The organism is Streptomyces sp. NPDC050388 (assembly GCF_040655635.1).
In the GTDB taxonomy this organism is placed as follows: Bacteria; Actinomycetota; Actinomycetes; order Streptomycetales; family Streptomycetaceae; genus Streptomyces.
Map to the genome: position 1 here is coordinate 38668 of NZ_JBFAKH010000026.1, position 23525 is coordinate 62192.

The following is a 23525-nucleotide window of genomic DNA, read 5'->3' on the forward strand; positions in this document are numbered from 1 at the left end:
ACAGTGACGACGCGGGGGCGTTGGGCACCCCTGGCATCGGGGACAGCGGGCTCAAGCTCCCCGCCGCTGCGCACGCTTGGCAGCAAGGTCATCAAGCGCACCCCCCTCGCTCTTCACCGGGGCCAGCGCCCGCAGCTCCTTCATCACCGCCCGCAGCTCCCGCGCCGCCGCGGCCTTCGCCGACGGGTTGTCGACCGCCTCGTCGACGGACCGGGCCAGCGACTCAGCCAGCTCGGACAGGCCGGGCGCGCGGTCGCCGACGTTGAGCTGCTGGATCTCGGCGGCGATCGCCTCGGCGACGAAGCCCATGACGCCCCCCCCCCCCCGTGATCAAGTCGCTATTCCGCTGGCCTTGACATCAGCGGATTAGGAGCAAACCGAGCAACCAAACTGCAAATTCGGACACAAGGGGCGCAGGGTGCATGTGGGTCGCATCGCCTATTCCGCTGGCCTCTGCTTCAGCGGGATAGCGGCTCGATCGGGCCGCGCGCAAAACAGACCACGAAGTGCTTTTGGGTCGCCCGTCTCCCGGATCTCACGATGACCCAAGGCCCCCCTCCCCTTGGCCCGACCGGCCGCGGCCGCGCTGCTCACCGCTTCGTCGCGTGAAGGCGATCGTGATGTGTGAGCGGCTCGGCTCGGGGTGGACCGACCGAGGGGCGGTGTGTCCGGGTGGGGTGCTGCCTGCCCTGCCTGCCGGTGCTCCCGGGCCCGGCCCGGTGGGTGACCGGGGCGCGTGGGCGCGGTGGTCACCAGGCTCGGGATGCCTGTCGCCCGGCTGGCCGGCCGATCCCACGGTTGGCGTGCTGCCGGTACCAGCGGGTGGCGACGGCGGTCATGCCCGGGTCCCGCATGTCCCTGACCCGCTGCATGACGATGTCCTTGCCCGGGTCGACGGTGACGATCTCAGCGTCCCAGCGCCTGTACCGGGCGAGCGCCTTGGGGCTCGGCATGGTGTGGATCAGGTACACGTCCACGGTGCTCCGGTGCTTGACCGCCTCGTCGATGGCGGCGAACCGGGCTCGGTGTGCGACCTTCAGCAGCGTGGGGTCGTGCTGCCAGGACGGGGCGTCGGGCCCGGCGAGGGCGAGCGCGATCCGGTCGAGGTCGATGACGATGTCGGTGGGTCGGGCGCGGGCGGCGATCCAGCTGGACTTGCCCCCGGCCGGCGGCCCGCAGATGACGTACAGCACGGGGCGTCACCTCCGACGCTGACACCAGCTGTTGCCGCAGTCGACCAGGTCCGGGTCGGCGTACTGGTCGACGAAGCTGGCTGGCGGGTTGCTGGGCTCTATGCCCAGGTCCTGCTCCAGCTGGCGCGTCCTGGCATACGACGGGCGAACTGCACGTGCTCGGTCATCGTCATGTCCCCCTCGGGTGGTCGTGGTCGGCTCGTCCTCGGCAGGTGACGTTGTGCCAGCGGAAGAGCCGGCAGGCGATGCGGCGCGGGACGACGTAGGCGAACTCGCGGGGCTCGCCGGTGAGGAAGCGCAGCCAGTACTCGGCGCCGGTGGCGGTGTAGCTGTACTCGTACCAGCGAGGCGGCGGCTGACGAGATTGCAGCCGGGCGCGGGGATCGTCGCTGTACAGGGGACCGAGATCGACCATGGTCACCACCTCCTGGAGGTCGGGCCGACGGCGCGGGGTGTGACGCGGTTGCCCTTGCTCGAGTTGCAGCGGCGGTGCGCCGGCCGGGCGTTGGCGGGGTCGAGGAGGTCACCGCCGCGGGAGAGCGGGGTGACGTGGTCGACGGTGAACGACCAGGGCGAGCGTGGATCGAGGGTGAGGTCGATGTCGTGGCCGCACAGCCAGCACGGGTCACCGAGGCGGCGGACTTCGGCGGTGAGACGCCTGTAGGGGCGCCCGTCCCATCGCTTGGCCACGGGCGCCACCTCCCTGCTACTCGTCGCCGCCGATGCTGCCGTTCAGCTTGCCGTCGTCGTAGTAGTCGAGGGTGTCCCGGTCCTTCTTGGGCATCTCGTTGAGGGCGTTCTTGAGAGCCCAGGCCATCAGGAGCGCGTCGTAGTCGTCCTGGCTGAGGCCCTTGCAGGCGTCGGGACGGTTGGTCTTCGTGGCCTCTGAAGTGAGTGCCTTCTGGCAGTCGGCTTGCTGCTCGGCTTCTGACTTGCCGCAGCCGGCGGTGAGCACGGCGAGGGCGAGCAGGACGGCTGTGAGTGCGGTGCGGGTGCGCATGGTCCCCCCAGGGATGGCTGGTGCTGGCGGGGCCATCATCGGCTCTGTGGGGGTCGCGTGGGGGCGCTGTGCCTGTCCTGTGATGTTGACCCGCTGCCCGGTCGCTGCGCGCACACCTGGTGAACGTCCGTGCTCGGGACGCCCACGGGGGAGGCTCTCTGCCCCATCGCCGGGCAGCGGGGGTCTGGTCCGCGCAGGGCGGGAGCGCCAGCAGCAACCCGCACTCGTGAGCGATCGGGTGGTGCCCTGCGCGGACGTCTGGGTACGCGAACGGCCCCCGCTGATGTGGTGGGCGGGGGCCGTGCGTCTCGATCGGTGTCCGGGCACGCCGGACGTGAGGCCAGGATGCGGCATGATCAGGCGGTTGTGCAACTGCGTCCGCAGTTGGGGCGGGTCAGGATGTGCTCTCGTCCGTACCCCAGGCCTCGCATGCGGCGTTCAGCTCGGCGTGCCGCTCCCAGGTGTCGCCGATGATCCCGCCATCCCAGCCGCGCCACTGGCCCACGTTGAAGAAGTCGCCCGGCAGGATGTCGCCGCTGATGACCTTGCGGACGGCCTCCACGATGGCGTCCGGGCTGGCGTAGCCGAGGACGGGCAGGTCGGTCGGGTACTCGTTGGAGCCGTCGTCCTTCAGCTCGGCGAACTGCCACTGTGGGCCGCGCGCGGGCTCACCGTGGTCGGCCTCGGTACCGGTGTGCCACTCCCAGATCAGCAGCAGGTTGTTCCGCTCGTCCTGGAGGCCGACGCTGAGCATGTCCAGCTCGATGACGGCGTTGAGGTAGCAGTACGTGCCGCGGGTCTCGCAGTCGCCGGTGCGGCCGTCCTTCACTTCGGGGCCGGCCTTGTCGAGCGCCTCGCAGACGGCGTCGATGTAGTCGTCGTGCGGGAGCTGGCGAGTAGTCATGGGTTCGATCCTTCCGAAGGGCACTGACAGCTGGGGGAGATGGGCCCGTAGACGGGCGGTAGATGGCGGTAGATGGCGCGGTAGACGTGCAGGTCAGGCGGCGGTAGACGGGGCGGGAGACGGCTCTTCGGAGGCGGCTGGGGAAGGGGCCTCGAGGTCCCTCCGTCGGACTCCCCAGGTCGGCACGCCGGCCACCTTCACGCCGCGGTCGTGGGGCACCCCGAGGTGCTCCAGATGGACGCGCAGATCGGTGACCGTGCGGCCTTCCCACTGGCCGTGTTCTTGGAGGTGGGCGAGGACGGTGTTCAGGTGCACCCCGGAGGCGTCCCCCATGAGGGTCCGCAGGAGGGTACGGACGGCTTCCGGATCGGGGCCCGCGGGTGCCTCTTCCCCGGAGGGCTCGAGGACGTCCTCGGTGGTCTCTTCGGCGGCGGGTCGACCGGCCCTCCAGGCGGCGAGCACCCACCCGAAGGAGAGCAGCCACAGCAGGTTCGGCACGGCGCGTATCAGGCGCCACAGCAGGTACAGGCCGAAACCGAGGAGGGCCAGGCGGAGCCAGCAGCCGAGGGCAGCGCGCCAGCCGGTCAGGTCGGTGCGCCGGCCCCGGCTCACCCATGCGGCGGCGCGGGCGCCCAGGCGGCGGGCGACGAGCGCGGAGCCGGTGGCGATCCGGTCGGCGGGGCGGGCGAGGCGGCTCACAGGATCCCCGCCCCCTGCACCGCGGTGACGATGCCGTCGCCGACGCCGTTGACGGCGGCCGGCAGCCAGGCGAGCGCTCCGGCCACGCCCGCGGTGAGGCACAGGGTGCTGCCGACGTAGGCGCCACCGAGGATCCGGCGCTTGTCCTTCTTCCCTGCCTCCTTGTAGGCGAGGACGACGAGCAGGATGGCGATGACGACGATGACCGCGCCGGTGGCGCCGAGGCCGACGAGCTGGCCGGTGGTCAGCCCTTGGGCGGACGCGGTGCCGGTGGCGGCCTGGCTGGTGCGCTCGCCGAGGCCGTTGCCGACGGTGCCGGACCGGGAGTGCGCCCAGCCGAGGATGCCGCCAGGGCACATCGCGATGCACACGCCGGCGCTGGTGCCCTTGCCGAACGCGGCGAGCTTGGACATCTCCCGGCCGCCCCGGTACCAGGGGTAGAGGTTGCAGGTCAGGATGATCAGGGCGACGAGGAGTCCGCCCAGAGTGAGCTTGTCGGTGGCGGTCACAGGTCGACTCCGGTGAGCAGCAGGAACGGGTCCCACCAGTGCAGGACGCCGAGGGCGCCGAGGCCGGCGGTGACGAGGAGGAAGCGGGGGACGACGCGGCCGGCGTGCCGGTCCAGGGCCCAGGCGGCGAGCACGGCGACGGTGGCGATGACGTAGGCGGCGCCGATGCCGGCCTCGGTGCGGGCCTGGTGGACGGTGTGGGACCAGATACCGACGGGGCTCTGTCCACCTGCCCAGGGGGTGAGGGCGGCGAGGAGGGCGACAGCCATGCGCCAGGTCGCCAAGCGGGCCCAGAGCCGTTCCCACATGCGGGGCTGCGGCTCGGGCTCGGGGGTCGTGGCGGGGACGAGGGTGATGTGGACCTCGAGCGGGCCGGGCGGGGGGCCAGGCCACGGTGGCGGTGCGGCGGGCGGGGCCGGGGGCGGCATCCGCCAGGGCGGGGCCTCCCCGGGCTCCGGCGGGCGGGCCGGGAGCGGGGCGCCGGCGGGGATGACCCGGGTCGGGGTGATGGGGCGGTCGGGCATGGTGGGCTCCTGGTGGCCGATGGGGCGGGCGCCGGTGCGGTGGAGGTAGTGGCGGGCGCGCAGCTCATCGGCGCCCTGGCTGGTCATGCGACGGTCCTCACGGGTCGGATAGGGACAGGTCGGGGTCTGCTCGCCGGGTCTGCACGGGGTCTGCTCGCCGGGTCACTCGCCGTCCCTGGGTCGACTGCTTCCGGCAGTCGCAGCGAGGGCCAGAACCGGGGTGCTGGCCGTCACTGGTGGTGCCGGATGCCGGGTCCTACTCGCCCGCGGGGGTGGTCTCTTCCTTCGTCAGGAGGGCGCCCCACACGCGGCGGACGCGCTCCTCGCTGCCGACGAACCCGCCGGTGCGGAAGTCGTCACGGGCCTGCCGGTAGGAGCGGGGCGGGTCGTCGGTGTAGCGCAGGTGCCGCAGGACGACGTCGAGCTGGGCGTCGGTGAGGGACTCTCCCGGCACGGGGGTCGGCACGCCCGCGACGGCGGCGAGGTCGGCGAGCGTGACGGGGTGTGCCGAGGAGGTGTCGGCCGTGTCGGTGATCGTGTCGGTGGGGGTGCTGGCCTGCGTGCCGGTGTCCGTCACGGGCTGCGGGGCGGCCGTGTCGAGGGCGGGCTGGGGAGCCGGGTTCGTGGTGGGCCCCGTGCCGCCGGCGGGACGGTCCGTGCCGGTGGGCAGGGCGGGTGTGTCGGGGGTCGTGACGGCGAGCGTCAGAGCCCGTCCCGCGAACGCCTTGGCCTTCGCGCCGTGCTCCTTGTCCGCCTTCCGAAGCCGCTCCTCCGCCTTCGCGCGGGCCTTGCTGATCCGGGCCTCTGCCGCAGTGAGGGTCTTAGCGCGGGCGATCTGCCGCTCCATCTCTCCGAGGTGGTCAGCGGTCTCGGTGACCACGTCCGTGACCGCGGTCGAGCGCAGGTGGCGGGCGGTGGCCGCGGCAAGGGCGCGGTCGTTGCGGTCGGCTGCGGACTGTGCGGCGATCTCGTTGGCGGTGGCGGTGTCGGCGAGGACGTTGCCGGCGAAGAGACGAAGCGCCATGAACGCGGCGGCGGCCAGGGGCACGAACGCGAACACGCGCGCGTGGCCGAGGATCAGCAGGGTGCCGGTGGAGACGCCGAGCGCGGTCAGAGACAGGCCGAGCATCACGGCCATGCCGATGCGGGAGCGCTGCCGGATCGCGACCTCCGACATGCGGAGCGAGCCGATCCACAGGGCGTCGTAGACGAGGGCGATGGACCATCCGGCGATCTGGCCGAGGGTGCTGTGCAGGCCGAGCATGGGGCCGAGCTGGCCGCCGACGGTGACGGCGACGAGGGCGAGTGCGGCGAGGGTGAGGAGGGCCTCGACGACGGCGAACACGTCAAGGCGGCGGATGCGGGCGAAGAGCTTCACAGTGTCTCCGGGAGCGGGAAGGTGGCCGCCCCGCGCGGGGGGAATTTCGCGCGGGGCGGCCGGTCGGTGGGTTAGCGGGCGGGCCGGTACCAGTGGCCTCGGCGGTCCTGGGCGCGGTCGCGGTCCTCCCACGCCTGGCCCTCGCGGCCGGCCTGGCGGGCGCCGGTCGTCTTGGCGCGGCGGAAGCGGCTCGCGTCGCCGGTGACGGAGACGCCGGCGGCCGGGTAGTCGCGGGTGGACTGGGCGCGGCGGCCGAAGAGGCCCATCAGGCGGTCCCGCCGGTCTGCTGGCCGTTCACGCGGTCCTCGCCGGTGAGCTGGTTGCGGCGGGCCTGGGCGTGGGTGTAGTCGGCGGCGGCGCGGGCGAGGAGTTCGGGCGCGGTGGCGTTGTTGTCCTCGGCGATGGGGGTGGGCTGGGGGGCGGGCTGGTCGGTACGCTCCATGGCGGACCTGCTCCTTCGTCGTGGTTGTGGGTGGGTCCGCCCCGGCCCATGTGGAGCTGTGAACTCCGGGCCGGGGCTTTGTTGTTGCCAGGTTCAACGTAGCGTCCTTGTTGCCACGTGGCAACTAGGTCAGACAGGATGGTGCCCGTGGCCAACGCAGAAGGAGGGCCGGACATGGTGTCGTTCCGTGAGCTCGCGCGCAGACTCGTTGCTGACGGGATCGTTGAGCGGATCTCTCACCAGCGCGTATCGAAGATCTCGCGGGAGGATCCCGACTTCCCGCCGGTGGCGACGATCGGTAGCTCAAAGGCCGTGGACTACCGGCTCGCTGCGCCGTACTTCCGGAGCAGGGTCACGCGCCCGGGCTGGCGTACGGACCTGAGAGGCCGGCCACCGAAGGAGTAGCCGCGCGACGAAGCCCCCACCGGGTCCAGTTCGGTGGGGGCTTCGTCGTGTGTGGGGCAGCCCGGGCGGGCTCCCGTATCCCACCGGCCGCCGGTCGCTACCCGGCTCTTCCGGACCGCCACGCTCAGGATGCCACGGCTACGCGGCAGCGGTGGTGTCCCGCCCGGTCCAGGTCCGCCCGCACCGGCCGCACTGGGCGGCCGGCGTCTGCCCGTCGCCGCCCTGGACGACGAGCGAGCGGGCGCGGCAGTGCGGGCACGGGTACGGAACGCTGGTGTGGCGACGGAGGATCGCGAGCGCCATCTGCACGCGCGTGCTGGCCTCCCGGGCCACGTTCTCGATGAGGCGCTGCTGGTCGGTGGTGAGCGGCCGGAACGGGCCGTCCGCTTCGTCCAGGCGCTGCTGGAGCCAGACCGCAGCGTGTGACGGTGTGCGGGTGGCGGTGTCGGTGAAGGACCAGCGGCGCGGGTCGGCCTGGTCGCGGATGGCGAGGAGCGCGACCTGCCGGTGGAGGTCGTCGGTCCAGCCGCGGCCGGTGTCCACGGTGATCGGGTAGCGCTGCGCCACGGCGGCGATGTGGTCGGCCGTGCCGAGGAGCGCCAGCTCGGTCGTGCGGATGGCGTCGAAGGCGTCGAGGTTGAGCGGGGGTTGGCCGGCGGGGACCTCGAGCTCGCGGGTTCCGCGCTGCTGGCGGACGGTCTGGCTGTCGGCGAACTCGAGGGCCCGCAGGTAGTCGGCCATGCGGCCGGCGGGCGGCCAGGGCGCGGAGACGTGGGTGTCGAGCATGTCGGTGAGGTACCGCCAGTTGTCGATGACGGTCTGGAGGTGCTGCTGCGGGGTGGGGCTGGCGGTGGTCATCGTGGCTCCTGTGGTGCGTGGGGCGGTACGGTGATTCCGCCTGAGGGGCGCGCCTGGCCTGGGGAGGTCGTGGAGGCGCGCCCCTTCGTCGTGTTCAGTCACGGCAGTTGGGGCAGCGGGCGCCGTACGGGCAGTTGCAGGCGGACAGGTGGACTCACCCGCGACAGGTGGGGCCGAAGCGGCGGATGTCGCGGATGGCTTCGGCGATGTGCGGCGGGTCGGACTGGACGTGGACCTGGACGTGCGTCTCGGTCGCTGCCGGAACGGCTGGCCCGTCCAGGGCGGCGACCGCACGCCGGTACGTCTTCAGCCGTTCGACGTCCTCGTTGGGCCAGCGGTGGCGCGCCGCAACCTGGCGCAGCGGGTTGTCTCGCCCACAGACCACATCGTGGTCGTGCTGCGCCTCGCACTCCCAGCCGCAGACGATGCCCCAGAGCCAGGCGTCGCGCTTATCCAGAGCCCAGTCGCGGGGGTCGTGGGCCATGGTGCGGTGCAGGGATGCCAAGGCTTCGCGCACGCGGGCGAGGGCGGCGGCGTACTGGCCGGTGAGCGGGGCGCGGCGGGTCAGCTCGTCGGACATCACGCGGGCGCGCTGGCGGGCGTTGCGCCATGCGGTGCGGTAGCGGTCACCACGGGCGAGGGCGCGGGCCACGGAGCTGACGTTGCGCTCGGCCTTCTCGGCGCGCTGCTCCAGCTCGCGTATCTGCTGCCGGCGCTCGTCGAGCTTGGCAAGTCGGTGGGTGGCGCTCCGGTTGCGTCGCTGGGCGCGGCGGCGGGCGGACTTCCAGGCGAGGTAGAAGCGGCGGGCGTACTGCTCCCACTCCTCGGCGCGGTGGCGCAGAGTGGTGGTGCGGCGCTGCATGAGCCGCTTCGTCTCCGCAGTGACGGCGTCGGCCAGCTCGGCGCTGCGCTCGGCCGTCTTGGCGCGCTGTTCCATCGCCTTGGCGCGGCCCTCAAAGTTCTCGGCGCGCTCCTCGGTCTGGGCGACACGGCGGGTCAGAACGCGGTGGGTGAGCTGGTAATGCCTCCACACGAAGTCCCGCTCCTCGGCGGGGGCCCAGTCCGGGAGCGCGTCGGCGAGCGCGTCGACCAGCTGGCGCACGCTGTCCGGCGGGGTGCGGTCGACGTGCTGCTCCTCGGTCTCCGTGTGGCTGGGCAGGTGTCGCAGGAGGTGCCGGAGGGCGTGCCGCGCCCGATCGCGCTCGGCGTACAGCTCGTCCAGGGCGTTGCTGGTGATGGTGCTCGCGGTGTAGCGGGGCTCGGTCACTTGCTCTTCCTCCGTGCTGCGCGCGCGGCGCGGCGGGTGGCTCGGTTGGGCGGGGTGGGGTCGGGGGCGTCGTCGTCGACCAGCTGCTCGCCGGACCATTCGACGGTGGTGGTCCAGGTGATGCCGGGCCGGGGCGTGTGCTCGCCCCGCGGGCTCGAGGACGGGCCGGTCACCGGGTGGTCTCCGGCTCGTCCCAGGCGGCGGCCCCACGCTCGCGGCCGTCGATGATGAGCGGTCCGGCGTGCGGGTCGATGAGCCGCCGGTAGTGGCCGGCGGGCTCGGTGCAGAGGGTCTGCGGGTAGTCGTGGTGCGGTGTGCCGCAGCTCGGGCTGCTCATTCGGTGTCCTTACGGTCGTCGGGGAGGTCGAGGCCGGCCACCAGCTGGTCGAAGTGGGCGCGCTCCTGGGCGAGGAGCTGCTCGTCGCCCTGTGCGCGGATGGCGCCGACGTGGACGATGCGGACGCGGGCGGTGGAGTGGCCCCAGCGCCAGCAGGCGGGGCCGACGAGGACGGCGGTGAGGATGACGTACAGGGCGGTGGTCACGAGGTCTCCGGGGTGCGGGGTCGGGTGAGGCGGTAGAGGGTGCGGCAGGTCCACCAGGCGGCAGCCACGGTGCCGAGGAGCAGCGCTGTGCCGACGGCGGCGAGGACGGTGATCCAGGCGGCGAGGGTCCAGCCGAGGGTGATGGCGGTGTCGATGGCGTCGGCGATCACGGCGTGGCCCTGCCCTGCCGCGCCGCCATGGCGGCGCGGCGCTCCTGCTCGCGCCGCAGTTCCCGGTCCCACACGCCGCGCAGGTCGTCGATGGCGCGGTGCACCGGCGGGGTCAGTTCTCCACCGGTGGCGGTGATCACTGCGTGCAGGGCGTAGAGTTCGCGGATGTCGTTGACGCCACCGTCGGCGAACGTGGCGGGCTTGGCCTCGGCGGCCGGTGTCTCGTCGGCCAGGCGGCGCAGCCCGATCACCACGTCGCGGACTGTCCCGTACTGAAGGCGCGCCACCTCGTCGAGCTGGCCCTGCTCACGCTCGTAGGCCTCGCTCTGGTCGACGAGCGTGGCGTATCGGTCGGCGGCTTCGCGGAGAGCGGCGGCCCGGATCTCGGCCGTGCCGCGCAGCTCGAACTCGGCGGGCTCGGGCAGCACCGCCAGCACCTCATCGGCGGCCTTACGCCGGTGCTCGATGGGGAGCACGAAGGGGATGCGGCCGATGGCGTTGGCGATGCGGTCGCGGAGGGCGGTCCGGTCGGCGGGTTCGGTCATGGTCAGGCTCCTGGTGGTGTGGAAGGGTCGGGGTGGACGGCCGCCCGCAACTCGACTGCGGGCGGCCGTTCGCGTGTCATGCGGCGGGGGCTCCGGTGGCGGCGCGCCAGGCGTCCAGCACGGCCTTCGGGACGCGGCCGCGGCCGGGGCAGTCGACGCCGGCCTTCTTCGCCCAGGCGCGTACCGCGGGTGCGTCGTAGGACGGGGAGGCGCGGCGGCCGGCCTTCTTCGCGGGCGCCAGCTCGGCCTCGCGGGCCCGGAGTTTGGCCAGGCGCTGCTCCAGCTCCTCGGCCTCCGTCGTGATGGCGGTCAGCTCGAGGTCGGCGGCGTGCCTCTTGCTGAGACCGAGGAGGCCGGCGCGGACTCGAGCGGCCTGGTCCTGGATCTCGGTGTCGTCGTGGTCGTCGCCCCACTTGAGGAGCTGGCCGACCGGGATCTCCTCGGTGCTCGTGGCCGCGGGCTTCGACGGGGTGGGGAGCGTGAGGCCAGCGATCGGGTGCGCCGGGCTCGTGACGGTGGTGGCCATGTCGGGTGTCTCCTTGGCGGTGAAGTGCTGGCGGGGGAGGCGTGGGGCTGAGTGGCGTGGGACGTCGGGGAGTTCCTCGTCGAGGAGGCGGCGCAGCGCGGCGATGGTCACGACTGCTGGTCGCGGGTCGGCCACCACTCGTCGTGCTTCGCTATCCGGCACAGCGCGCACAGCTCGCCGTGCCAGGTCGCGGCGTCGCATTCCCCGCACTCGGCGGTGTCCGACTTCTCGGCCCGGCCGCCCTGCATCACGGACACGCACCCCGGGCACAGGCCCTCCGGCAGCGTTCCGTCCCCCTCGTTGGGGTTCTGCAGCGGTTCCTCGGGGACGACGGCCAGCCGCTTGCAGGCGGTCGGGGTGAGTGCACCGGGCTCGGGATCGCCGAAGAGGACGAACGTGCCGAAGATGTGCCGGTAGTTGGGGTCGGCGTTGGCGTAGGGGCTGTGCGGGTTCGGGGTGACGGTGGTCATGGTCAGTCCTGTCTGTGCGCGATGGCGGGCGGAACCGGATGGCACGGCGGTCAGGCGGCGTGTGGTGTCTGGTCTCGGCCGTGGATGAGGTGGAGGTGACGGACTCGCTTCTGCTGGGCGCGTTCGCTGGTGTCCTGCCAGCCGTCTAGGGCGGCGTTCAGTTCGGCGAGGTGCTGGGCCTGCTCCTTCGGGGTCCAGGGCCGTGCGTGGCGTTCCTGGGGCCGTGGGGGGCGTGCGTGGCCGAAGGTGCCGGTGGGGATCTCCTCGGCCATGAGCCGCTCGTAGGGCGTCATGCGCTGGTCCTCTCGGCTTCCGGGGCGAGGTGGGGTTCGCATCGGGCGTGCACCCGGCGGTCGGGGTCCCAGGGGCTGGGCATGATCCGACGGCGGCAGCCGGGGCAGACGCGCCACGTGCCGGGGTCGTCGGAGTCCGGCGCCGAGCTGGTGTCGTCGTGGTGGTGTTCCTGGTAATCGATCTGATCTTCCGGAGCGCCCACTACCTGAGGTTGGAAACCGACCTCGGCCCCGTCATGGGAACTCCCTGGGAACCCCCCTGGGTTGTTCGGGGCGCTGTCCCCCGAACCGTTCGGGGCGCTGTCCCCCGAACTCATACGGGGCGCTGTCCCCCGAACTTCTGAATCCGTACCGCCGGGAAGTTCGGGGGACTGTCCCCCGTTCCGGTTCGGGGCGCTGTCCCCCGAACTTCCTGCCTTGGTCTCCCAGGCCGGCGCACGCTTCCGGGCGGTCGACTGCAGGTAGTCCTCGGCGGCCTGCCAGTCCGGGAACGGGTGCACGACGATCACGTACCGGGTCGGCTTGCCACGCTTCCGTTCCCCGACCACCTGGACGACGCCGGCCCGGATCGCGGCCTCCATGTAGCGGCGCGTGTCCTTCTCGTCGGCGCAGGCGGCCTTGGCGATGTCGGTGATCCGGATGGGCTTCCGGTCCCCGGAGAAGGCGACCTCCCCCGACGCGTTGGCGAAGTTCCTCAGCTGGCACAGGAGCAGGGGCAGGCCGGACCGGCGCAGATAGGTGGACATCTGGCGCGTCCACTTCCACGACAACGCGTTGCCGAAGGCGTTCGGGACGCCTCCGCTCGCGCGGCTGTCCTGCTCCTCAGTGCTCAACTGGTCCTTCTCTCGGGGGTGGTGCGGAACCGATACGGCAAGGTCCGGGCGGGGCTACTCGCGGGCGCGGGCGTGCTCGAGGTCCGCGGCCTTCCAGCGGCGCAGCAGCGTCCGCCGGCGGTGCGGGGTGAGCCGTACGGCGCGGTCGTAGACGCTGGCGACGCGCGCGGTCGGGGCCGTCCAGGTGGGGAAGTGGTCCTCGGCGGACGGCTCCAGGTCGCCGACGGGCTCCACGACGTACAGGTCGCCGAGCGGGTACTTGGAGGCGTAGAAGCGGGCGTACTCACGGTCGCTGGTGAGGTACACGCGGTCCGGGCGCTCGGTGAGCGGGTCGACCACGCCGAGGCCGTCCACGACGGGCTGCTGCCCGGCGGCCTTGGCGGCGCAGATGTCGCAGCCGTCGACGACGTTGGGCGGGTGCGGGGTGATCAGGTCGCCGGGCTTGAGGCCGGGGATGCCGCCGTGGAAGTAGCGGGTCATCGGCGGTCCGCCGATCCGAAGCGGGTCCGCATGCCGCCGCGGGGCCGGAGCTTCACACCGGCCTCGAGGAGCAGCACGCGGGTGGCGCCGTAGGAGCGGCCGATACGGTCGGCGGTGGACTGGATGGTGCAGCCCTGCAGGTACCAGTCCTTCGCCTCGGCGGCGAGCTCCTGGCGGCGGGTGCCGGTCACCTGGCTGCCCGGGGTGGGGCGGGTCATCGGAGGCTGCCCTTCGGGAGCTTGGTGATGTCGGCGGCGGCCGGGTCCTGGGCGCGGACGGCGGCGGCCAGGCGGTCGGAGAGCCGGAAGAAGAGGCGGGTGTGCGCGGGCACGGGAACGGGGTCGCCGTTCTGCGGGTTCCGCCGGGTGCTGGCCGGCCTGTGCTTGGGGATCCAGCTGCCGAAGTTGGTGACGGTGACGCTGTGCCCGCCGGCGACGGTCCGGGCGATCACGTTGAGTACGGCTTCGACGGCGCGAATGCCGTCCTCGTTGGACACGCCGAGCTGGAGCGCGACGGCCTCGGCGAGCCGGGTCTTGTTGAGGGGCCCGGTAGGGCGGACGACGGTGGTCATCAGTGGTGTCCGATCTGATAGGCGTCGGCCGCGTCGGCGGCCTGCTGGGCGAGCGCGCGTTCGGCGCACATCTTGTGGGCGGGCGACCGCTTGGAGTCGCGGAGGTTGGTCGGCCGGCCGCAGTAGCGGCACGGCTTCTCCGTGTGCGACCAGTGGGAGGAGTCCCGCCAGTCGAGGAGCGGCGGCCCGATGCCGCCGCCCTCCGTCTGGCTGGTCACTTCGGGGCGGTGGTGCTGCCGGTGCGGCGCAGCCGGGCTTCCGCTGCCGAGTGCGCCTGGCGGCACGGCGCACAGATCTCGGTCTTCTCACGGACGTGCTTGCGGTGCCCCGCGTTCGTGCCGCACTCGGCGGGCTTCTGCCGCGCCCGGCGCTCGGCGTTGGCCCGTGAGCATTCCGCGCACGGGATCTCTCCCCTGCGGAAGTGGCGCCGGTACGCGGCCGGCGTACCGCACGGGGCAGGGGCCCGGCGGGACGACTTTGCTGCCTGGCCCTTGCCGTTCTGCCCGGCCAGCTTGGCGCGCTCGTCGGCGTCCAGGCCGCCGCTGACGCCGTACCGGTTGGAGCCCTCCGCCCGTAGCGTCTCCGTGAGGCACTGCGGGCGGACCGGGCACGGGCGGCAGACGCGCTTCGCCTGCCGGATGGTGCCCTTGGCGTCGGAGAAGAACAGGTCCAGCGGCAGGCCGCGGCAGGCGGCCCGGTCCGCCCACGCGAGTGCGTTGGGCAGCGTGTCCGGGTGCTGGTGCGACGCGGTCACTGGGCACCACCCGGGGGGACCTGGCCGGCGGCCGGGGCCTCGAGGGCCCCGGCCTGCGCGACGTTCGTCATACGGCGCCGTCCTTCCTGGTCTTGAGCGTGTAGAAGCGGCCGTCACCCGCGCCGTGCTGCGCGAGGTGACCGCGGCGGTGCAGCTCAGCGAGGTCACGGCGTGCGGTCCCCCGCTGTACGCGTCCGCCCGTCGTGCGGCACAGGTCCTGCACGCTGCGGGTGGACCACTTACCGCCGTGGGTGCGGATGGCGTCGAGGAGCTGCGCGAGGCGGGCCTCGTGGCCGGCCGGGCCGGGAGTGGCGTCGGCCCCGGCGGGGCTGCACTTCTCCTCGATCCCGTCTGCCGTACGGCGCAGGCGCTCGGCGGCGTCGCCCCAACCCGGGTCGCACTCGTAGTCCTGCGGCAGCGCGTTCAGGGCGTCAGCGGCCCGGCGCAGCACGGCGGCCTCGGCCATCGCCAGCGCGCGGCTGGCGGTCGCCGGGTCCGGGTGGTCGGCGATCAGCGTGCGGAACACGAAGTCGTCGCTCATCGGACGTCCTCCCCGGTCTCCAGGCGGCAGCCCAGGGCCAGCACCAGCCGCACCCGCTCGGCGGCGTCGCGCGCCCCGTCCAGTGACACGTTCGGCAGGTCGACCCCGGCGGCGAACATGACGGCGACGAAGGGCAGGTACAGAGCGGTGCCGATGGCGGCGGCGGTGAGCCACTCGGCGGGCGTCGCGGCGTTCACTGGGCACCGCCCTTGTGGCACGGTGCGTCCTTGCCGTGGTCGCAGGAGCCGCAGATCATCCGCCAGCCGTCACGCGGGCTGAACGAGTGGACCTCCAGGCAGCGAGCCGGGTCGTCGGCTTCGCGAGCGGCGTCCTCTCGCTGTCCGGCGAGCAGGGCGCGCAGCTTGGCCACCTGCGGTGTCACGTCGTCCTCGGCGGCCAGCGTGGGGCAGCCCCACGCGTGCCGGTCGAACCGCTTCGGGCAACCGCACGGGTGGACGATGTCCTCGGCTGCGGCCTTGTCGGTGAGCGCGTAGGCGATGGGGTCCTCGTCGACGGGCCGGTCGTACTCGGCCAGCCGCGCCTCCAGCTCGGCGACGCGGGCCTCGGTGTCCAGCAGGCGGCGCAGCACCGGCGCCATGCGCTCGCCCATGTACGAGACGAGGTTGAGGCAGTACAGGTCTTCCCACGTCGGGTGCTCGTGGTCGCGGACGTCGCGGACGGTCTTGGCGAGGGAGGCGATCAGGCTGGTGGTCGCGGGCTTGGCGTCGCCCAGGTGCTCGGCGAGTTCGGCGCGCTCCTCGGCGGCCAGCGCGGAGGGGACGGCGGTCGACCGCTCGCGCAGCTGCTCGAGCTCGGCGGCGGTCTCCGGCGAGTTGAGCAGGCGGGCGGAGTCGAGGGCGAGGGCCAGCCCGGTCGGCGTCTGCTGTCCCTGCTCCATCGCGGCCAGCAGCACGCCGGCGGCCGCGTTGATGGCGCGGGTGTGCATGCCGGACTCGGTGCGGCGGGGCAGCTGCTGCTTAAGGTTCATGCCGTCACCGCCTCAGCGGTGTCGCTGGCGGCCGGGCCGAACGCCTGGAGGTTGACCTCCGTGCCGTGCCAGGTGCCGTAGACCGAGTACAGCGGGCGTCCGCTCACGTCGTCGACGATGACCTTGGCGTTCAGCGCGGCGGCCAGCTTCCGGGCGGCCGACTCGCTCTCCGGGATGCCGTACTTCACGCGCGCCCACAGACCGCTGTCGCGGTCGTTGATCTCCCAGTCGATCGGGGCGGCGGCCAGCTCGGGGTGCGTGGCCAGCAGCTGGAGCACCACGGAGGCGTGGTGCAGGCGGATCAGCGAGGGGGGGGTGGAGGTAGCCTGTTCGGTCACGGTGACCTCTGCTTTCTTGGCTGTGTAGGGGCGCCGAGTCGGGGGTCGCCAGGCCTGGCAGTCGGGCGGCCCTTCGGCGCATCAGGGGTGGATCAGGCGGCGCGCATGCGGCGGCTCGCGCCGCGACCGGCGGGGATGCGGTGCATCTCAGCGATCTGCGCGCGGTCCTCGGCGCTGAACATCAGCCGGCGCCCCATGCGGTGGGCGGGGAAGCCGAAGTGGTTGACGCCGTCACGGAGTCGGCGCTGGCCGATACCGAGACGCCGGGACGTCTCGGCGACGTTGGTGAAGTCCTCCGGGGTGAGGGTCTTGGCGGACACTGGGTCACCTCATTCGGTGTTGGGCTCGCGCTTGGCGAGCAGTTGGTCGTCGGCGGTGTCGACGCCGAGGGTGGTCCGGAGCGCCTTGTAGGTGGGGGGTCGCACTTGGCGCCGCACGCCGGTTTCCAGCCGCGAGACGTAGCTGCGGGTGATGCCTGCGTTGCGGGCGAGGTCAGCGATCTGCATGCCAAGTGCCATGCGGCGTTTGCGTATCGCTGACCCGTCCACCTCGTAGGTAGCTCGGGGTGCCGTCATGCCTCAGAAGCTATCAGTTTCTATTAGGAACTGCTAGCAGTAACTCGCATCTAGTCGCAGGGGTTGGGAGGTGATGGCAGGTGGAATGCGAGGTTCCTGTGAGTGTTCGCCAAGGGCTATCGCTGGCCGGTATGTGTTCCTGGCGGTTCCTGGCAGTACCTGAAACGATGGGGCTCATGACTACCACCGACCAGGAAGGCCGGCGCCGACTCGGCAGGCTCATCGCTCAGAGACGGACGAAGAACGGCTGGCACAAGAAGCAGGCCGCCGACGCCGCAGGCCTGACCCACACCACCTACATGCGGGTGGAGAGGGGGGAGTCGGTTCATGACGTCACGTACACGAAGATTGAGCGCGCCTTCGGCCTGGCGCCCGGCGCCTGCATGGCGGTGATCGAAGGGGCCACCGAGCTACAGCAAGCCGGTGAGGAGTTCGAGGGCGTCCGAATCGCTCCGGTGGCCGGTGCGGACGCCGCTCGCCAGGCTGTGCAGCACGCGATCATCGCGACCCTGCCGGACGTTCCGGCAGGCAAGATGGCGGAGCTAAGTGAGGGGGTTGTCGCCGAGCTGAAGAGGCGCGGCATTCTGGCCAGCGACGACTAGAACGCAAGACCCTGACCGTACAACTTTTTGTTGTAGCAGCATCGTTACTGACTGTTCGATTTTGAGTTCTAGCGCCTCCTTTCGGCCACCACGCGGTGTGTGTAATGGTCAACAACACGTAACGCCACTGCGCTGGAAGGGGGCTTATGCAGCACGAGTTCATCACGCTGGATCAAGGGCCGGGCTTCGTCGGCTGGTCGGGCCTGGTGGGAGAAACGATCGTGTGCGTCATGACGCCCAAGGTCCTCACCGACTCCACCACCCGACGGATCGCACGCCAGTTGGTACGGCGACAAGGAGGAGACTGCGCCGCGTGCAGCCAGACAGGGTGCCCGCTCAGGTAAGGCGGCACCGGCGTAGTCCTGGATAGATGACTGGCAGTCAGGGGTGCCTGCCGTCATCGGCCCGGAAGGAACCAGGGCGTGGCATACGCCGAGAAACGTGGGAAGTCCTGGCGCGTCAGGTACCAACTCCCCAACGGGGAGTACGCGTCAGCCTCCGGCTTCGAGACGAAGCAAGACGCTCTCGACTGGGGGCGCGCGCAGGAGACCGACGTAAAGCGGAAGGTCTTCATCAACCCCAGCGACGGACGCAAGCTGTTCGGCGAGTGGGTCACCGAGTGGCTGGAGATCATGGACGTCTCCGAGATGTCCGTCCAGACCTACCGCAGCCGACTGCGGTCGGTCATCCTCCCGCAGTGGGAGAGCACCCCGATCGGCGACATCACGTCGATGAGCTACAAGCGGTGGCAGCAGCAGCTGAACAAGGAGCGCAAGCCCAACTACGTCAAGGGCATCGAAGGCCTGATGCGGATGCTCCTCGATGACGCCGTGGAAGAGAAGCTGATCCCGCACAACCCGATGCCCACCGCGTCCAAGCGCCGCCGTGGCCGCCACGTCACCGTAGAAGCCGAGGACGACTACGTGTGGGCCACCCCCCGCCAGGTCCGCCTCCTTGCCGACAACGCCCGCACCCTGCGCGGCCTCCAGTGGCACGCGATGATCCTCACCGTCGCCTACACCGGGCTCCGCATGGGGGAGGTCGCCGGCCTCCGCCGCGACCAGCTCCACCTCCTGGCCCTCGAGTACGGCAAGTCGCTGCGCGTGCAGTGGCAAGGACAGTGGCTGACCGAGCCCGCGAGGCACACCGTGAACAAGGGCGAGACGTTGGAGTCGATCGCCGGGCTGCGCCTGGCCGACGTGAAGCGGGCCGAGGAGATCGCGAAGGCCAACGACCTCACCGCGGGCGCGCGCCTGCGCGTAGGGCAGAAGATCAAGCTGCCGAAGGGCTTCACCCTGACCCCGCCGAAGTACTCCAGCTACCGGACGCTGATCCTGCCGCCCTTCCTGGGCGACCTGCTGTCCGAGGTCCTCGCCGCGAACGCTCACGAGACACTCGTCTTCCCCTCGCAGCGCGGCCGGCCGCTCCGTGTGGACGACCAGTTCTACGGCCGCTTCTGGAAGCCGATCATCGGGGGCCAGAAAGCCGAGCCGGTGAGGCGAGGCCGGCGCGCGACGCCTGCCCTGCCCGCGGTCGACGGCCTGGCCGACATGGTTCCGCACGGCCTGCGACACGGCCACAAGGTCTGGCTGGATGAGCAGGGACACCCGCGCGTCGCGGTGGAGGAGCGGATGGGTCACAAGCTCCAGGGTGTGGAAGGGACGTACAGCCACACGTCGCCGGAGATGGAACTGGCGATCGCCCGGGCGCTCCAGGAGGCGTGGGAGAAGTCGGCCGTCGGCGAGGTGGAGCCGTCGCAGTGGGAGAGGCGCCGGCGGTCGTCCTGACCTCGTCTCCCATTCCTCTCCCAAATGATCATGGGGTGACGGAACGGCCCGACTGGTTATTGCGGTCGGGCCGTTCTCGTTCCCGCTCCGACCTGGGCGGCAGACCCGTCGGGAGTGCCGTCGTTGTCGGGTACGGGTCAGGCCTTCTTCGTCTCCCAGAAGATCTTGTCGATCTGGGCGATGTGGTCCAGCGCCTTCTGGCCGGTGGCCGGGTCGGTCGAGCCCTTGGCGGCCGACAGGGCCTTCAGGGTGTCATTGACCAGCTGGTGCAGCTCCGGGTACTTCTCGAAGTGCGGGGGCTTGAAGTAGTCGCTCCACAGCACGGAGACGTGGTGCTTCGCCAGCTCGGCGCGCTGCTCCTTGATGACGGTGGCGCGGGCCTGGAAGTGCGGGTCGTCGTTGCCGGCCATCTTTTCCTGGATGGCCTTCACCGACTCCGCCTCGATACGGGCCTGGGCGGGGTCGTACACGCCGCAGGGCAGGTCGCAGTGGGCGCTGACCTTGACCTTGGGGGCAAACAGGCGGGAAAGCATGGAGCAATCCTTCCTCGTGATCGTCTTCTCACAGGGGACATTACTCCGTGGAGGAGTGGATTTGGCGAGTGCCCCCGGGGGCCTAGGACAAAAGTCGGGGGACAGACTGAGACTGGTGGAGGAAGAACCGGGGAGGTGCCGGGTGATGCCGGAGCTGTCGCAGGATGCCGAGCGGGTGGGGGCGCCGCTGCCCTTCGGGGTGGCCGAGGTGACGGGGCCGTCCATGGTGCCCACGCTGTACCACGGGGACCGGCTCCTGGTGCATTACGGGGCCCGGGTCAAGCCGGGCGACGTGGTGGTGCTGCGGCACCCGTTCCAGCAGGATCTGCTCGTGGTGAAGCGGGCCGCCGAACGGCGCGAGGGCGGCTGGTGGGTGCTGGGGGACAACACGTACGCCGGTGGTGACAGCACCGACTACGGGGTGGTGCCCGACGACCTGGTGCTCGGCCGGGTCCGTCTGCGCTACCGGCCGCGCAAACCGGGTCGGCGGTCGCCGCTGGCGCTGGTGGGCTGGGTGCTGTCGGCGGTGCGGCCGGTCTTCTCCCCCCGCTCGGCCTCCAAGCGTTTGCGGGCGCGGTAGGCGGCCACGTTGGCCCGGGTGGCGCAGCGGTCGGAACAGTAGCGCCGGGAGCGGTTGGTCGAGGTGTCGAGGTAGGCGTTGCGGCAGGGCGGGGCCTCGCACAGACCGAGGCGGTCCACGCCGTACTCGGTGAGGTGGAAGGCGAGGCCCATCGCGGCGATGGCCGCGTAGCCGGCGGTCGCGTTGGACGGATGGTCGGCCAGGTGCATGTGCCACAGCGGTCGGCCGTCGTCGTCACGGAAGTCGTGCCCGGAGATCTGCGGGCTCACCGGGAACTCCAGCAACAGCGAGTTCAGCAGGTCGACGGAGAGCGTCTCGTCGCCGCCGTCCGCCGCCTCGAAGACCGCACGCAGCCGGGCCCGGACCGAGCGGAACCGGGTCACGTCCGCATCGGTCGCGCGCCGCGCCGCGGACTGGTTGGCGCCGAACAGGGCGCGCACGGCCTCCACCGAGGTCAGGGTGTCCTTGCCCCGGGCCGGTTCCTCAGTGTTGACGAGGCGCACGGCGTAATCCGAGTAATAGGCCAGTTCCACTTGTAGTCCTTACGTGGTGGCTTTATGGTCGTGTCAACGGTTGAGTAACAGGCGATCGCGCTTACAGGGTATTACGTGACGTGGGTGAAGGAGCGGATTCATGACGGACGCGGACACCGGGACCACCACCGCCACCGACTGGCCTGCCTGGCAGGAGAGCTGGGACCGGCAGCAGGAGTGGTACATGCCCGACCGCGAGGAGCGGCTGCGGGTCATGCTCGACATGGTGGAGGCCGTCGTCGGCACCTCCCCACGTGTGCTGGACCTCGCGTGCGGCACGGGAACCATCACGGCCCGCCTGCTCGCCCGGTTCCCGGACGCCACCAGCACCGGCGTCGACCTGGACCCGGCGCTGCTCACCATCGCCGAGGGCACCTTCGCCGGCGACCCGCGGGTCACCTTCGTGACGGCCGACCTGAAGGACCCCGACTGGCCGGCGGGGCTCCCCCACGACTCCTACGACGCCGTGCTGACCGCGACCGCCCTCCACTGGCTGCACAACGAACCCCTCGCTGATCTCTACGGACAGGTCGCCGGCCTCGTCCGTGACGGCGGTGTCTTCATGAACGCGGACCACATGATCGACGAGACGACCCCCGGGATCAACGCGGCCGAGCGCGCCCTGCGTCACGCGCGCATGAATCAGGCCAAACGGGACGGCGTCCTCGACTGGGCCGCATGGTGGCAGCTCGCCGCCGAGGACCCCGTCCTCGCCGAGCCCACCGCCCGCCGCTTCGAGATCTACGGCGAGCACGCCGACGGCGACATGCCGTCCGCGGCGTGGCACGCGCGCGTGCTGCGCGAGAAGGGGTTCGCCGAGGCCCGCCCGGTGTGGTGCTCCCCCTCGGACACCTTGCTGCTGGCGCTCAAGTGAGACCCGCGGGTCCATGACGAAGGGGCGGTACGGAGATCCGTGCCGCCCCTTCGCCGTGGGCCGTCGCCCCGTGCGTACCCGTGCGCGGTGTCAGAGCACCTTGGACAGGAACGACTTCGTGCGCTCGTGCTGCGGGTCGGTCAGGACGTCGCGCGGGTGGCCGGACTCGACCACCACGCCGCCGTCCATGAAGACCAGGCTGTCGCCCACCTCGCGGGCGAAGCCCATCTCGTGGGTGACGACGATCATGGTCATGCCCGACTCGGCCAGGTCGCGCATGACGTCGAGGACGTCGCCGACCAGCTCCGGGTCGAGCGCCGAGGTCGGCTCGTCGAACAGCATCAGCTTGGGGTCCATGGCGAGCGCCCGCGCGATCGCCACGCGCTGCTGCTGGCCACCGGAGAGCTGGGAGGGGTAGTTCCCGGCCTTGTCGGCAAGGCCCACGCGCTCCAGCAGCTGCCCCGCGCGCTCCCGGGCCTGCCCCCTGCTCACGCCCTTCACCTGCACCGGCGCCTCGATGACGTTCTCCAGCGCCGTCATGTGAGGGAACAGGTTGAAGCGCTGGAAGACCATGCCGATGTCCCGGCGCTTCAGCGCGACCTCGCTGTCCTTGAGCTCGTACAGCTTGTCGCCCTTCTGGCGGTAGCCGACCAGCTCCCCGTCGACGTACAGACGCCCGGCGTTGATCTTCTCGAGGTGGTTGATACACCTCAGGAAGGTGGACTTGCCGGAGCCGGAGGGGCCGATGAGGCAGAACACCTCACCGGACCTGACCTCCAGGTCGATGCCCTTGAGGACGTCCACGGGGCCGAAGGACTTGTGGACACCCTCGGCCTTGACCATGGCAGGGGAGGACTGTTTCATGCCGTGACTCCCTTCGGGCGGCGCGTGGGAAGGACCGCGGCCTTGAAACGCTGCAGCGGGGTCTGCGGCAGGGAACGGCTCGAACCGCGGGCGTAGTACCGCTCGATGTAGTACTGCCCGACACTCAGGATCGAGGTCATGATCAGGTACCAGGCTGCGGCCAAGAAGTACATCTCGACCGGCGAGCCCGCGTTCTGGCCGATGTCCTGGGCCTCCTTGAAGAGGTCGTAGAACTGTACGGCTGAGACGAGCGAGGTCGTCTTCAGCATGTTGATCACTTCGTTGCCGGTCGGCGGCACGATGACGCGCATCGCCTGCGGGATGACGATCCGGCGGAGTGTCTTCGTGTGGCTCATTCCCAGGGCGTGCGACGCCTCGGTCTGCCCCTCGTCGACCGAGAGCAGACCGGCACGGCAGATCTCCGCCATGTAGGCGGCCTCATTGAGGCCCAGGCCGAGCAGCGCCGCCAGCAGCGGCGTCATGAAGGACGACCAGTAGTCCTTGTAGACCGGACCCAGGTTGATGTACTCGAACACCAGGCCAAGGTTGAACCAGACGAAGAGCTGGACCAGGACCGGTGTCCCGCGGAAGAACCAGATGTAGAACCACGCGATCGACGACGTCACCGGGTTCTTCGACAGGCGCATCACGGCGAGCAGGATGCCGCCGGCGATGCCGATCACCATCGACAGCACCGTGAGCAGCAGGGTGTTCAGGACACCGTCGATGATGCGGTCGTCGAAGAAGTACTCGGGGATCGCACCCCAGTTGATCTTGCCTTGGGCGAAGGCGTAGACGACCGCGCCCAGAAGGGCGAGCGCGACGACCGCGGACACGTACCGCCCGGGGTGCCGGACCGGAACGGCCTTGATGGCCTCCGGCCCGGCGGGGGGCGTTGCGTCGGGACCGGTCGTCTTGTTGACGTCAGCAGTCACAGATGGAGCCT

43 protein-coding genes are annotated in these 23525 nt (G+C 71.2%); 5 read left to right on the forward strand and 38 right to left on the reverse strand.

The window, feature by feature from the left end; genetic code table 11:
* Positions 1-51 precede the first annotated feature (51 nt).
* The 12 genes from AB0I73_RS17100 to AB0I73_RS17155 form a co-directional block, all read right to left on the reverse strand.
* Positions 52-309, reverse strand: a complete 258-nt coding sequence (locus tag AB0I73_RS17100) for a hypothetical protein (protein ID WP_363038086.1) — start codon at positions 307-309, stop codon at positions 52-54.
* Between the two features lie 440 nt (positions 310-749).
* On the reverse strand, positions 750-1193 hold the full coding sequence (locus tag AB0I73_RS17105) for a hypothetical protein (protein ID WP_363038088.1): 444 nt from the start codon (positions 1191-1193) through the stop codon (positions 750-752).
* 169 nt (positions 1194-1362) lie between these two features.
* Positions 1363-1608, reverse strand: a complete 246-nt coding sequence (locus AB0I73_RS17110) for a hypothetical protein (RefSeq protein WP_363038090.1) — start codon at positions 1606-1608, stop codon at positions 1363-1365.
* 2 nt (positions 1609-1610) lie between these two features.
* Complete coding sequence (locus tag AB0I73_RS17115; RefSeq protein ID WP_363038092.1) at positions 1611-1883, reverse strand: HNH endonuclease; 273 nt, start codon at positions 1881-1883, stop codon at positions 1611-1613.
* A gap of 16 nt (positions 1884-1899) precedes the next feature.
* A complete protein-coding gene (locus AB0I73_RS17120; RefSeq protein ID WP_363038094.1) occupies positions 1900-2193 on the reverse strand; it encodes a hypothetical protein in 294 nt (97 codons plus the stop codon).
* Positions 2194-2587: 394 nt separating this feature from the next.
* Positions 2588-3097, reverse strand: coding sequence for a hypothetical protein (locus tag AB0I73_RS17125; protein WP_363038096.1), 510 nt, complete (start codon positions 3095-3097; stop codon positions 2588-2590).
* A gap of 93 nt (positions 3098-3190) precedes the next feature.
* A complete protein-coding gene (locus AB0I73_RS17130; RefSeq protein ID WP_363038097.1) occupies positions 3191-3796 on the reverse strand; it encodes a hypothetical protein in 606 nt (201 codons plus the stop codon).
* Positions 3793-4305 (reverse strand): hypothetical protein, encoded by a 513-nt coding sequence (locus AB0I73_RS17135; protein ID WP_363038099.1) that lies wholly within the window; start codon positions 4303-4305, stop codon positions 3793-3795. The genes AB0I73_RS17130 and AB0I73_RS17135 overlap by 4 nt, the downstream gene beginning before the upstream one ends.
* Positions 4302-4916 carry a hypothetical protein gene (locus tag AB0I73_RS17140; RefSeq protein WP_363038101.1) on the reverse strand — a complete coding sequence of 205 codons (615 nt, stop codon included), beginning with the start codon at positions 4914-4916 and terminating at the stop codon, positions 4302-4304. Before AB0I73_RS17140 ends, AB0I73_RS17135 begins: the two co-directional genes overlap by 4 nt.
* 169 nt (positions 4917-5085) lie before the next feature.
* Positions 5086-6207: a hypothetical protein gene (locus AB0I73_RS17145; protein ID WP_363038103.1), complete on the reverse strand. Its 1122-nt coding sequence runs from the start codon at positions 6205-6207 to the stop codon at positions 5086-5088.
* A 71-nt stretch (positions 6208-6278) separates the two neighbouring features.
* Entirely contained in the window at positions 6279-6473 is a 195-nt protein-coding gene (locus tag AB0I73_RS17150; RefSeq protein ID WP_363038105.1) for a hypothetical protein, read from the reverse strand.
* Entirely contained in the window at positions 6473-6649 is a 177-nt protein-coding gene (locus tag AB0I73_RS17155; protein WP_363038107.1) for a hypothetical protein, read from the reverse strand. Before AB0I73_RS17155 ends, AB0I73_RS17150 begins: the two co-directional genes overlap by 1 nt.
* A 138-nt stretch (positions 6650-6787) precedes the next feature.
* On the opposite strand from AB0I73_RS17155, the gene AB0I73_RS17160 reads away from it, so the two are divergent.
* Positions 6788-7054: a hypothetical protein gene (locus AB0I73_RS17160; RefSeq protein WP_363038109.1), complete on the forward strand. Its 267-nt coding sequence runs from the start codon at positions 6788-6790 to the stop codon at positions 7052-7054.
* Positions 7055-7192: 138 nt separating this feature from the next.
* Here the strand turns inward: AB0I73_RS17160 and AB0I73_RS17165 are convergent, their stop codons facing one another.
* The 22 genes from AB0I73_RS17165 to AB0I73_RS17270 form a co-directional block, all read right to left on the reverse strand.
* The gene (locus AB0I73_RS17165; protein ID WP_363038111.1) at positions 7193-7912 is read right to left on the reverse strand and encodes a hypothetical protein; all 720 of its coding nucleotides are present in this window, start codon (positions 7910-7912) and stop codon (positions 7193-7195) included.
* A 154-nt stretch (positions 7913-8066) separates the two neighbouring features.
* A complete protein-coding gene (locus AB0I73_RS17170; protein WP_363038113.1) occupies positions 8067-9179 on the reverse strand; it encodes a hypothetical protein in 1113 nt (370 codons plus the stop codon).
* A complete protein-coding gene (locus AB0I73_RS17175; RefSeq protein ID WP_363038115.1) occupies positions 9176-9352 on the reverse strand; it encodes a hypothetical protein in 177 nt (58 codons plus the stop codon). Before AB0I73_RS17175 ends, AB0I73_RS17170 begins: the two co-directional genes overlap by 4 nt.
* Positions 9349-9516, reverse strand: coding sequence for a hypothetical protein (locus tag AB0I73_RS17180; RefSeq protein WP_363038116.1), 168 nt, complete (start codon positions 9514-9516; stop codon positions 9349-9351). The genes AB0I73_RS17175 and AB0I73_RS17180 overlap by 4 nt, the downstream gene beginning before the upstream one ends.
* The gene (locus AB0I73_RS17185; RefSeq protein WP_363038117.1) at positions 9513-9722 is read right to left on the reverse strand and encodes a hypothetical protein; all 210 of its coding nucleotides are present in this window, start codon (positions 9720-9722) and stop codon (positions 9513-9515) included. The genes AB0I73_RS17180 and AB0I73_RS17185 overlap by 4 nt, the downstream gene beginning before the upstream one ends.
* Positions 9719-9892: a hypothetical protein gene (locus AB0I73_RS17190; RefSeq protein ID WP_363038119.1), complete on the reverse strand. Its 174-nt coding sequence runs from the start codon at positions 9890-9892 to the stop codon at positions 9719-9721. Before AB0I73_RS17190 ends, AB0I73_RS17185 begins: the two co-directional genes overlap by 4 nt.
* Positions 9889-10437, reverse strand: a complete 549-nt coding sequence (locus AB0I73_RS17195; RefSeq protein WP_363038121.1) for a hypothetical protein — start codon at positions 10435-10437, stop codon at positions 9889-9891. Before AB0I73_RS17195 ends, AB0I73_RS17190 begins: the two co-directional genes overlap by 4 nt.
* A gap of 76 nt (positions 10438-10513) precedes the next feature.
* A complete protein-coding gene (locus AB0I73_RS17200; protein ID WP_363038123.1) occupies positions 10514-11074 on the reverse strand; it encodes a histone-like nucleoid-structuring protein Lsr2 in 561 nt (186 codons plus the stop codon).
* A complete protein-coding gene (locus AB0I73_RS17205; protein WP_363038124.1) occupies positions 11071-11433 on the reverse strand; it encodes a hypothetical protein in 363 nt (120 codons plus the stop codon). The genes AB0I73_RS17200 and AB0I73_RS17205 overlap by 4 nt, the downstream gene beginning before the upstream one ends.
* Positions 11434-11483: 50 nt before the next feature.
* Positions 11484-11726, reverse strand: a complete 243-nt coding sequence (locus AB0I73_RS17210) for a hypothetical protein (protein WP_363038126.1) — start codon at positions 11724-11726, stop codon at positions 11484-11486.
* Positions 11723-12559 carry a hypothetical protein gene (locus tag AB0I73_RS17215; protein WP_363038128.1) on the reverse strand — a complete coding sequence of 279 codons (837 nt, stop codon included), beginning with the start codon at positions 12557-12559 and terminating at the stop codon, positions 11723-11725. Before AB0I73_RS17215 ends, AB0I73_RS17210 begins: the two co-directional genes overlap by 4 nt.
* 54 nt (positions 12560-12613) lie before the next feature.
* The gene (locus AB0I73_RS17220; protein WP_363038130.1) at positions 12614-13039 is read right to left on the reverse strand and encodes a hypothetical protein; all 426 of its coding nucleotides are present in this window, start codon (positions 13037-13039) and stop codon (positions 12614-12616) included.
* A complete protein-coding gene (locus AB0I73_RS17225; RefSeq protein WP_363038131.1) occupies positions 13036-13257 on the reverse strand; it encodes a helix-turn-helix domain-containing protein in 222 nt (73 codons plus the stop codon). Before AB0I73_RS17225 ends, AB0I73_RS17220 begins: the two co-directional genes overlap by 4 nt.
* On the reverse strand, positions 13254-13610 hold the full coding sequence (locus AB0I73_RS17230; protein WP_363038133.1) for an HU family DNA-binding protein: 357 nt from the start codon (positions 13608-13610) through the stop codon (positions 13254-13256). The genes AB0I73_RS17225 and AB0I73_RS17230 overlap by 4 nt, the downstream gene beginning before the upstream one ends.
* A complete protein-coding gene (locus tag AB0I73_RS17235) occupies positions 13610-13828 on the reverse strand; it encodes a hypothetical protein (protein WP_363038135.1) in 219 nt (72 codons plus the stop codon). Before AB0I73_RS17235 ends, AB0I73_RS17230 begins: the two co-directional genes overlap by 1 nt.
* Positions 13825-14364 carry a WhiB family transcriptional regulator gene (locus tag AB0I73_RS17240; RefSeq protein ID WP_363038137.1) on the reverse strand — a complete coding sequence of 180 codons (540 nt, stop codon included), beginning with the start codon at positions 14362-14364 and terminating at the stop codon, positions 13825-13827. Before AB0I73_RS17240 ends, AB0I73_RS17235 begins: the two co-directional genes overlap by 4 nt.
* A 67-nt stretch (positions 14365-14431) precedes the next feature.
* Positions 14432-14905 carry a hypothetical protein gene (locus tag AB0I73_RS17245; protein ID WP_363038139.1) on the reverse strand — a complete coding sequence of 158 codons (474 nt, stop codon included), beginning with the start codon at positions 14903-14905 and terminating at the stop codon, positions 14432-14434.
* A complete protein-coding gene (locus AB0I73_RS17250; protein ID WP_363038141.1) occupies positions 14902-15102 on the reverse strand; it encodes a hypothetical protein in 201 nt (66 codons plus the stop codon). The genes AB0I73_RS17245 and AB0I73_RS17250 overlap by 4 nt, the downstream gene beginning before the upstream one ends.
* Positions 15099-15893, reverse strand: a complete 795-nt coding sequence (locus tag AB0I73_RS17255; RefSeq protein WP_363038143.1) for a hypothetical protein — start codon at positions 15891-15893, stop codon at positions 15099-15101. The genes AB0I73_RS17250 and AB0I73_RS17255 overlap by 4 nt, the downstream gene beginning before the upstream one ends.
* Positions 15890-16231 carry a hypothetical protein gene (locus AB0I73_RS17260; RefSeq protein ID WP_363038145.1) on the reverse strand — a complete coding sequence of 114 codons (342 nt, stop codon included), beginning with the start codon at positions 16229-16231 and terminating at the stop codon, positions 15890-15892. Before AB0I73_RS17260 ends, AB0I73_RS17255 begins: the two co-directional genes overlap by 4 nt.
* A gap of 92 nt (positions 16232-16323) precedes the next feature.
* Positions 16324-16551, reverse strand: a complete 228-nt coding sequence (locus tag AB0I73_RS17265) for a hypothetical protein (RefSeq protein WP_363038147.1) — start codon at positions 16549-16551, stop codon at positions 16324-16326.
* 9 nt (positions 16552-16560) lie between these two features.
* Entirely contained in the window at positions 16561-16806 is a 246-nt protein-coding gene (locus AB0I73_RS17270; RefSeq protein ID WP_363038149.1) for a helix-turn-helix transcriptional regulator, read from the reverse strand.
* 176 nt (positions 16807-16982) lie between these two features.
* Between AB0I73_RS17270 and AB0I73_RS17275 the strand changes: the two genes are divergently transcribed.
* Positions 16983-17408: a helix-turn-helix transcriptional regulator gene (locus tag AB0I73_RS17275; protein ID WP_363038151.1), complete on the forward strand. Its 426-nt coding sequence runs from the start codon at positions 16983-16985 to the stop codon at positions 17406-17408.
* Positions 17409-17830: 422 nt separating this feature from the next.
* Positions 17831-19195, forward strand: coding sequence for a LysM peptidoglycan-binding domain-containing protein (locus AB0I73_RS17280; protein WP_363038152.1), 1365 nt, complete (start codon positions 17831-17833; stop codon positions 19193-19195).
* A 137-nt stretch (positions 19196-19332) separates the two neighbouring features.
* On the opposite strand, the gene sodN is transcribed toward AB0I73_RS17280, so the two are convergent.
* Complete coding sequence (gene sodN / locus AB0I73_RS17285; protein ID WP_363038154.1) at positions 19333-19728, reverse strand: superoxide dismutase, Ni; 396 nt, start codon at positions 19726-19728, stop codon at positions 19333-19335.
* A 145-nt stretch (positions 19729-19873) separates the two neighbouring features.
* Here sodN and sodX point away from each other — a divergent pair, with 145 nt between their 5' ends.
* Positions 19874-20308 (forward strand): nickel-type superoxide dismutase maturation protease, encoded by a 435-nt coding sequence (gene sodX / locus AB0I73_RS17290; RefSeq protein ID WP_363038156.1) that lies wholly within the window; start codon positions 19874-19876, stop codon positions 20306-20308.
* Here the strand turns inward: sodX and AB0I73_RS17295 are convergent.
* On the reverse strand, positions 20191-20841 hold the full coding sequence (locus AB0I73_RS17295; RefSeq protein ID WP_363038158.1) for a CGNR zinc finger domain-containing protein: 651 nt from the start codon (positions 20839-20841) through the stop codon (positions 20191-20193). The genes sodX and AB0I73_RS17295 overlap by 118 nt on opposite strands.
* A 100-nt stretch (positions 20842-20941) precedes the next feature.
* Between AB0I73_RS17295 and AB0I73_RS17300 the strand changes: the two genes are divergently transcribed.
* Complete coding sequence (locus AB0I73_RS17300; RefSeq protein ID WP_363038160.1) at positions 20942-21715, forward strand: class I SAM-dependent methyltransferase; 774 nt, start codon at positions 20942-20944, stop codon at positions 21713-21715.
* A 90-nt stretch (positions 21716-21805) separates the two neighbouring features.
* On the opposite strand, the gene AB0I73_RS17305 is transcribed toward AB0I73_RS17300, so the two are convergent.
* Positions 21806-22579, reverse strand: a complete 774-nt coding sequence (locus AB0I73_RS17305) for an amino acid ABC transporter ATP-binding protein (RefSeq protein ID WP_363038161.1) — start codon at positions 22577-22579, stop codon at positions 21806-21808.
* On the reverse strand, positions 22576-23514 hold the full coding sequence (locus tag AB0I73_RS17310) for an amino acid ABC transporter permease (protein WP_363038163.1): 939 nt from the start codon (positions 23512-23514) through the stop codon (positions 22576-22578). The genes AB0I73_RS17305 and AB0I73_RS17310 overlap by 4 nt, the downstream gene beginning before the upstream one ends.
* Positions 23515-23525 lie beyond the last annotated feature (11 nt).

What these genes read in the sequence shown, in the direction of transcription:
- AB0I73_RS17100 (WP_363038086.1), bottom strand. Translation starts at nt 309, where the DNA reads ATGGGCTTCGTCGCCGAGGCGATCGCCGCCGAGATCCAGCAGCTCAAC.
- AB0I73_RS17110 (WP_363038090.1), bottom strand. Translation starts at nt 1,608, where the DNA reads ATGGTCGATCTCGGTCCCCTGTACAGCGACGATCCCCGCGCCCGGCTG.
- AB0I73_RS17120 (WP_363038094.1), bottom strand. Translation starts at nt 2,193, where the DNA reads ATGCGCACCCGCACCGCACTCACAGCCGTCCTGCTCGCCCTCGCCGTG.
- AB0I73_RS17125 (WP_363038096.1), bottom strand. Translation starts at nt 3,097, where the DNA reads ATGACTACTCGCCAGCTCCCGCACGACGACTACATCGACGCCGTCTGC.
- AB0I73_RS17140 (WP_363038101.1), bottom strand. Translation starts at nt 4,916, where the DNA reads ATGACCAGCCAGGGCGCCGATGAGCTGCGCGCCCGCCACTACCTCCAC.
- AB0I73_RS17150 (WP_363038105.1), bottom strand. Translation starts at nt 6,473, where the DNA reads ATGGGCCTCTTCGGCCGCCGCGCCCAGTCCACCCGCGACTACCCGGCC.
- AB0I73_RS17155 (WP_363038107.1), bottom strand. Translation starts at nt 6,649, where the DNA reads ATGGAGCGTACCGACCAGCCCGCCCCCCAGCCCACCCCCATCGCCGAG.
- AB0I73_RS17160 (WP_363038109.1), top strand. Translation starts at nt 6,788, where the DNA reads ATGGTGCCCGTGGCCAACGCAGAAGGAGGGCCGGACATGGTGTCGTTC.
- AB0I73_RS17165 (WP_363038111.1), bottom strand. Translation starts at nt 7,912, where the DNA reads ATGACCACCGCCAGCCCCACCCCGCAGCAGCACCTCCAGACCGTCATC.
- AB0I73_RS17180 (WP_363038116.1), bottom strand. Translation starts at nt 9,516, where the DNA reads ATGAGCAGCCCGAGCTGCGGCACACCGCACCACGACTACCCGCAGACC.
- AB0I73_RS17195 (WP_363038121.1), bottom strand. Translation starts at nt 10,437, where the DNA reads ATGACCGAACCCGCCGACCGGACCGCCCTCCGCGACCGCATCGCCAAC.
- AB0I73_RS17205 (WP_363038124.1), bottom strand. Translation starts at nt 11,433, where the DNA reads ATGACCACCGTCACCCCGAACCCGCACAGCCCCTACGCCAACGCCGAC.
- AB0I73_RS17210 (WP_363038126.1), bottom strand. Translation starts at nt 11,726, where the DNA reads ATGACGCCCTACGAGCGGCTCATGGCCGAGGAGATCCCCACCGGCACC.
- AB0I73_RS17220 (WP_363038130.1), bottom strand. Translation starts at nt 13,039, where the DNA reads ATGACCCGCTACTTCCACGGCGGCATCCCCGGCCTCAAGCCCGGCGAC.
- AB0I73_RS17225 (WP_363038131.1), bottom strand. Translation starts at nt 13,257, where the DNA reads ATGACCCGCCCCACCCCGGGCAGCCAGGTGACCGGCACCCGCCGCCAG.
- AB0I73_RS17230 (WP_363038133.1), bottom strand. Translation starts at nt 13,610, where the DNA reads ATGACCACCGTCGTCCGCCCTACCGGGCCCCTCAACAAGACCCGGCTC.
- AB0I73_RS17245 (WP_363038139.1), bottom strand. Translation starts at nt 14,905, where the DNA reads ATGAGCGACGACTTCGTGTTCCGCACGCTGATCGCCGACCACCCGGAC.
- AB0I73_RS17255 (WP_363038143.1), bottom strand. Translation starts at nt 15,893, where the DNA reads ATGAACCTTAAGCAGCAGCTGCCCCGCCGCACCGAGTCCGGCATGCAC.
- AB0I73_RS17270 (WP_363038149.1), bottom strand. Translation starts at nt 16,806, where the DNA reads ATGACGGCACCCCGAGCTACCTACGAGGTGGACGGGTCAGCGATACGC.
- AB0I73_RS17275 (WP_363038151.1), top strand. Translation starts at nt 16,983, where the DNA reads ATGACTACCACCGACCAGGAAGGCCGGCGCCGACTCGGCAGGCTCATC.
- sodN (WP_363038154.1), bottom strand. Translation starts at nt 19,728, where the DNA reads ATGCTTTCCCGCCTGTTTGCCCCCAAGGTCAAGGTCAGCGCCCACTGC.
- sodX (WP_363038156.1), top strand. Translation starts at nt 19,874, where the DNA reads ATGCCGGAGCTGTCGCAGGATGCCGAGCGGGTGGGGGCGCCGCTGCCC.
- AB0I73_RS17300 (WP_363038160.1), top strand. Translation starts at nt 20,942, where the DNA reads ATGACGGACGCGGACACCGGGACCACCACCGCCACCGACTGGCCTGCC.
- AB0I73_RS17305 (WP_363038161.1), bottom strand. Translation starts at nt 22,579, where the DNA reads ATGAAACAGTCCTCCCCTGCCATGGTCAAGGCCGAGGGTGTCCACAAG.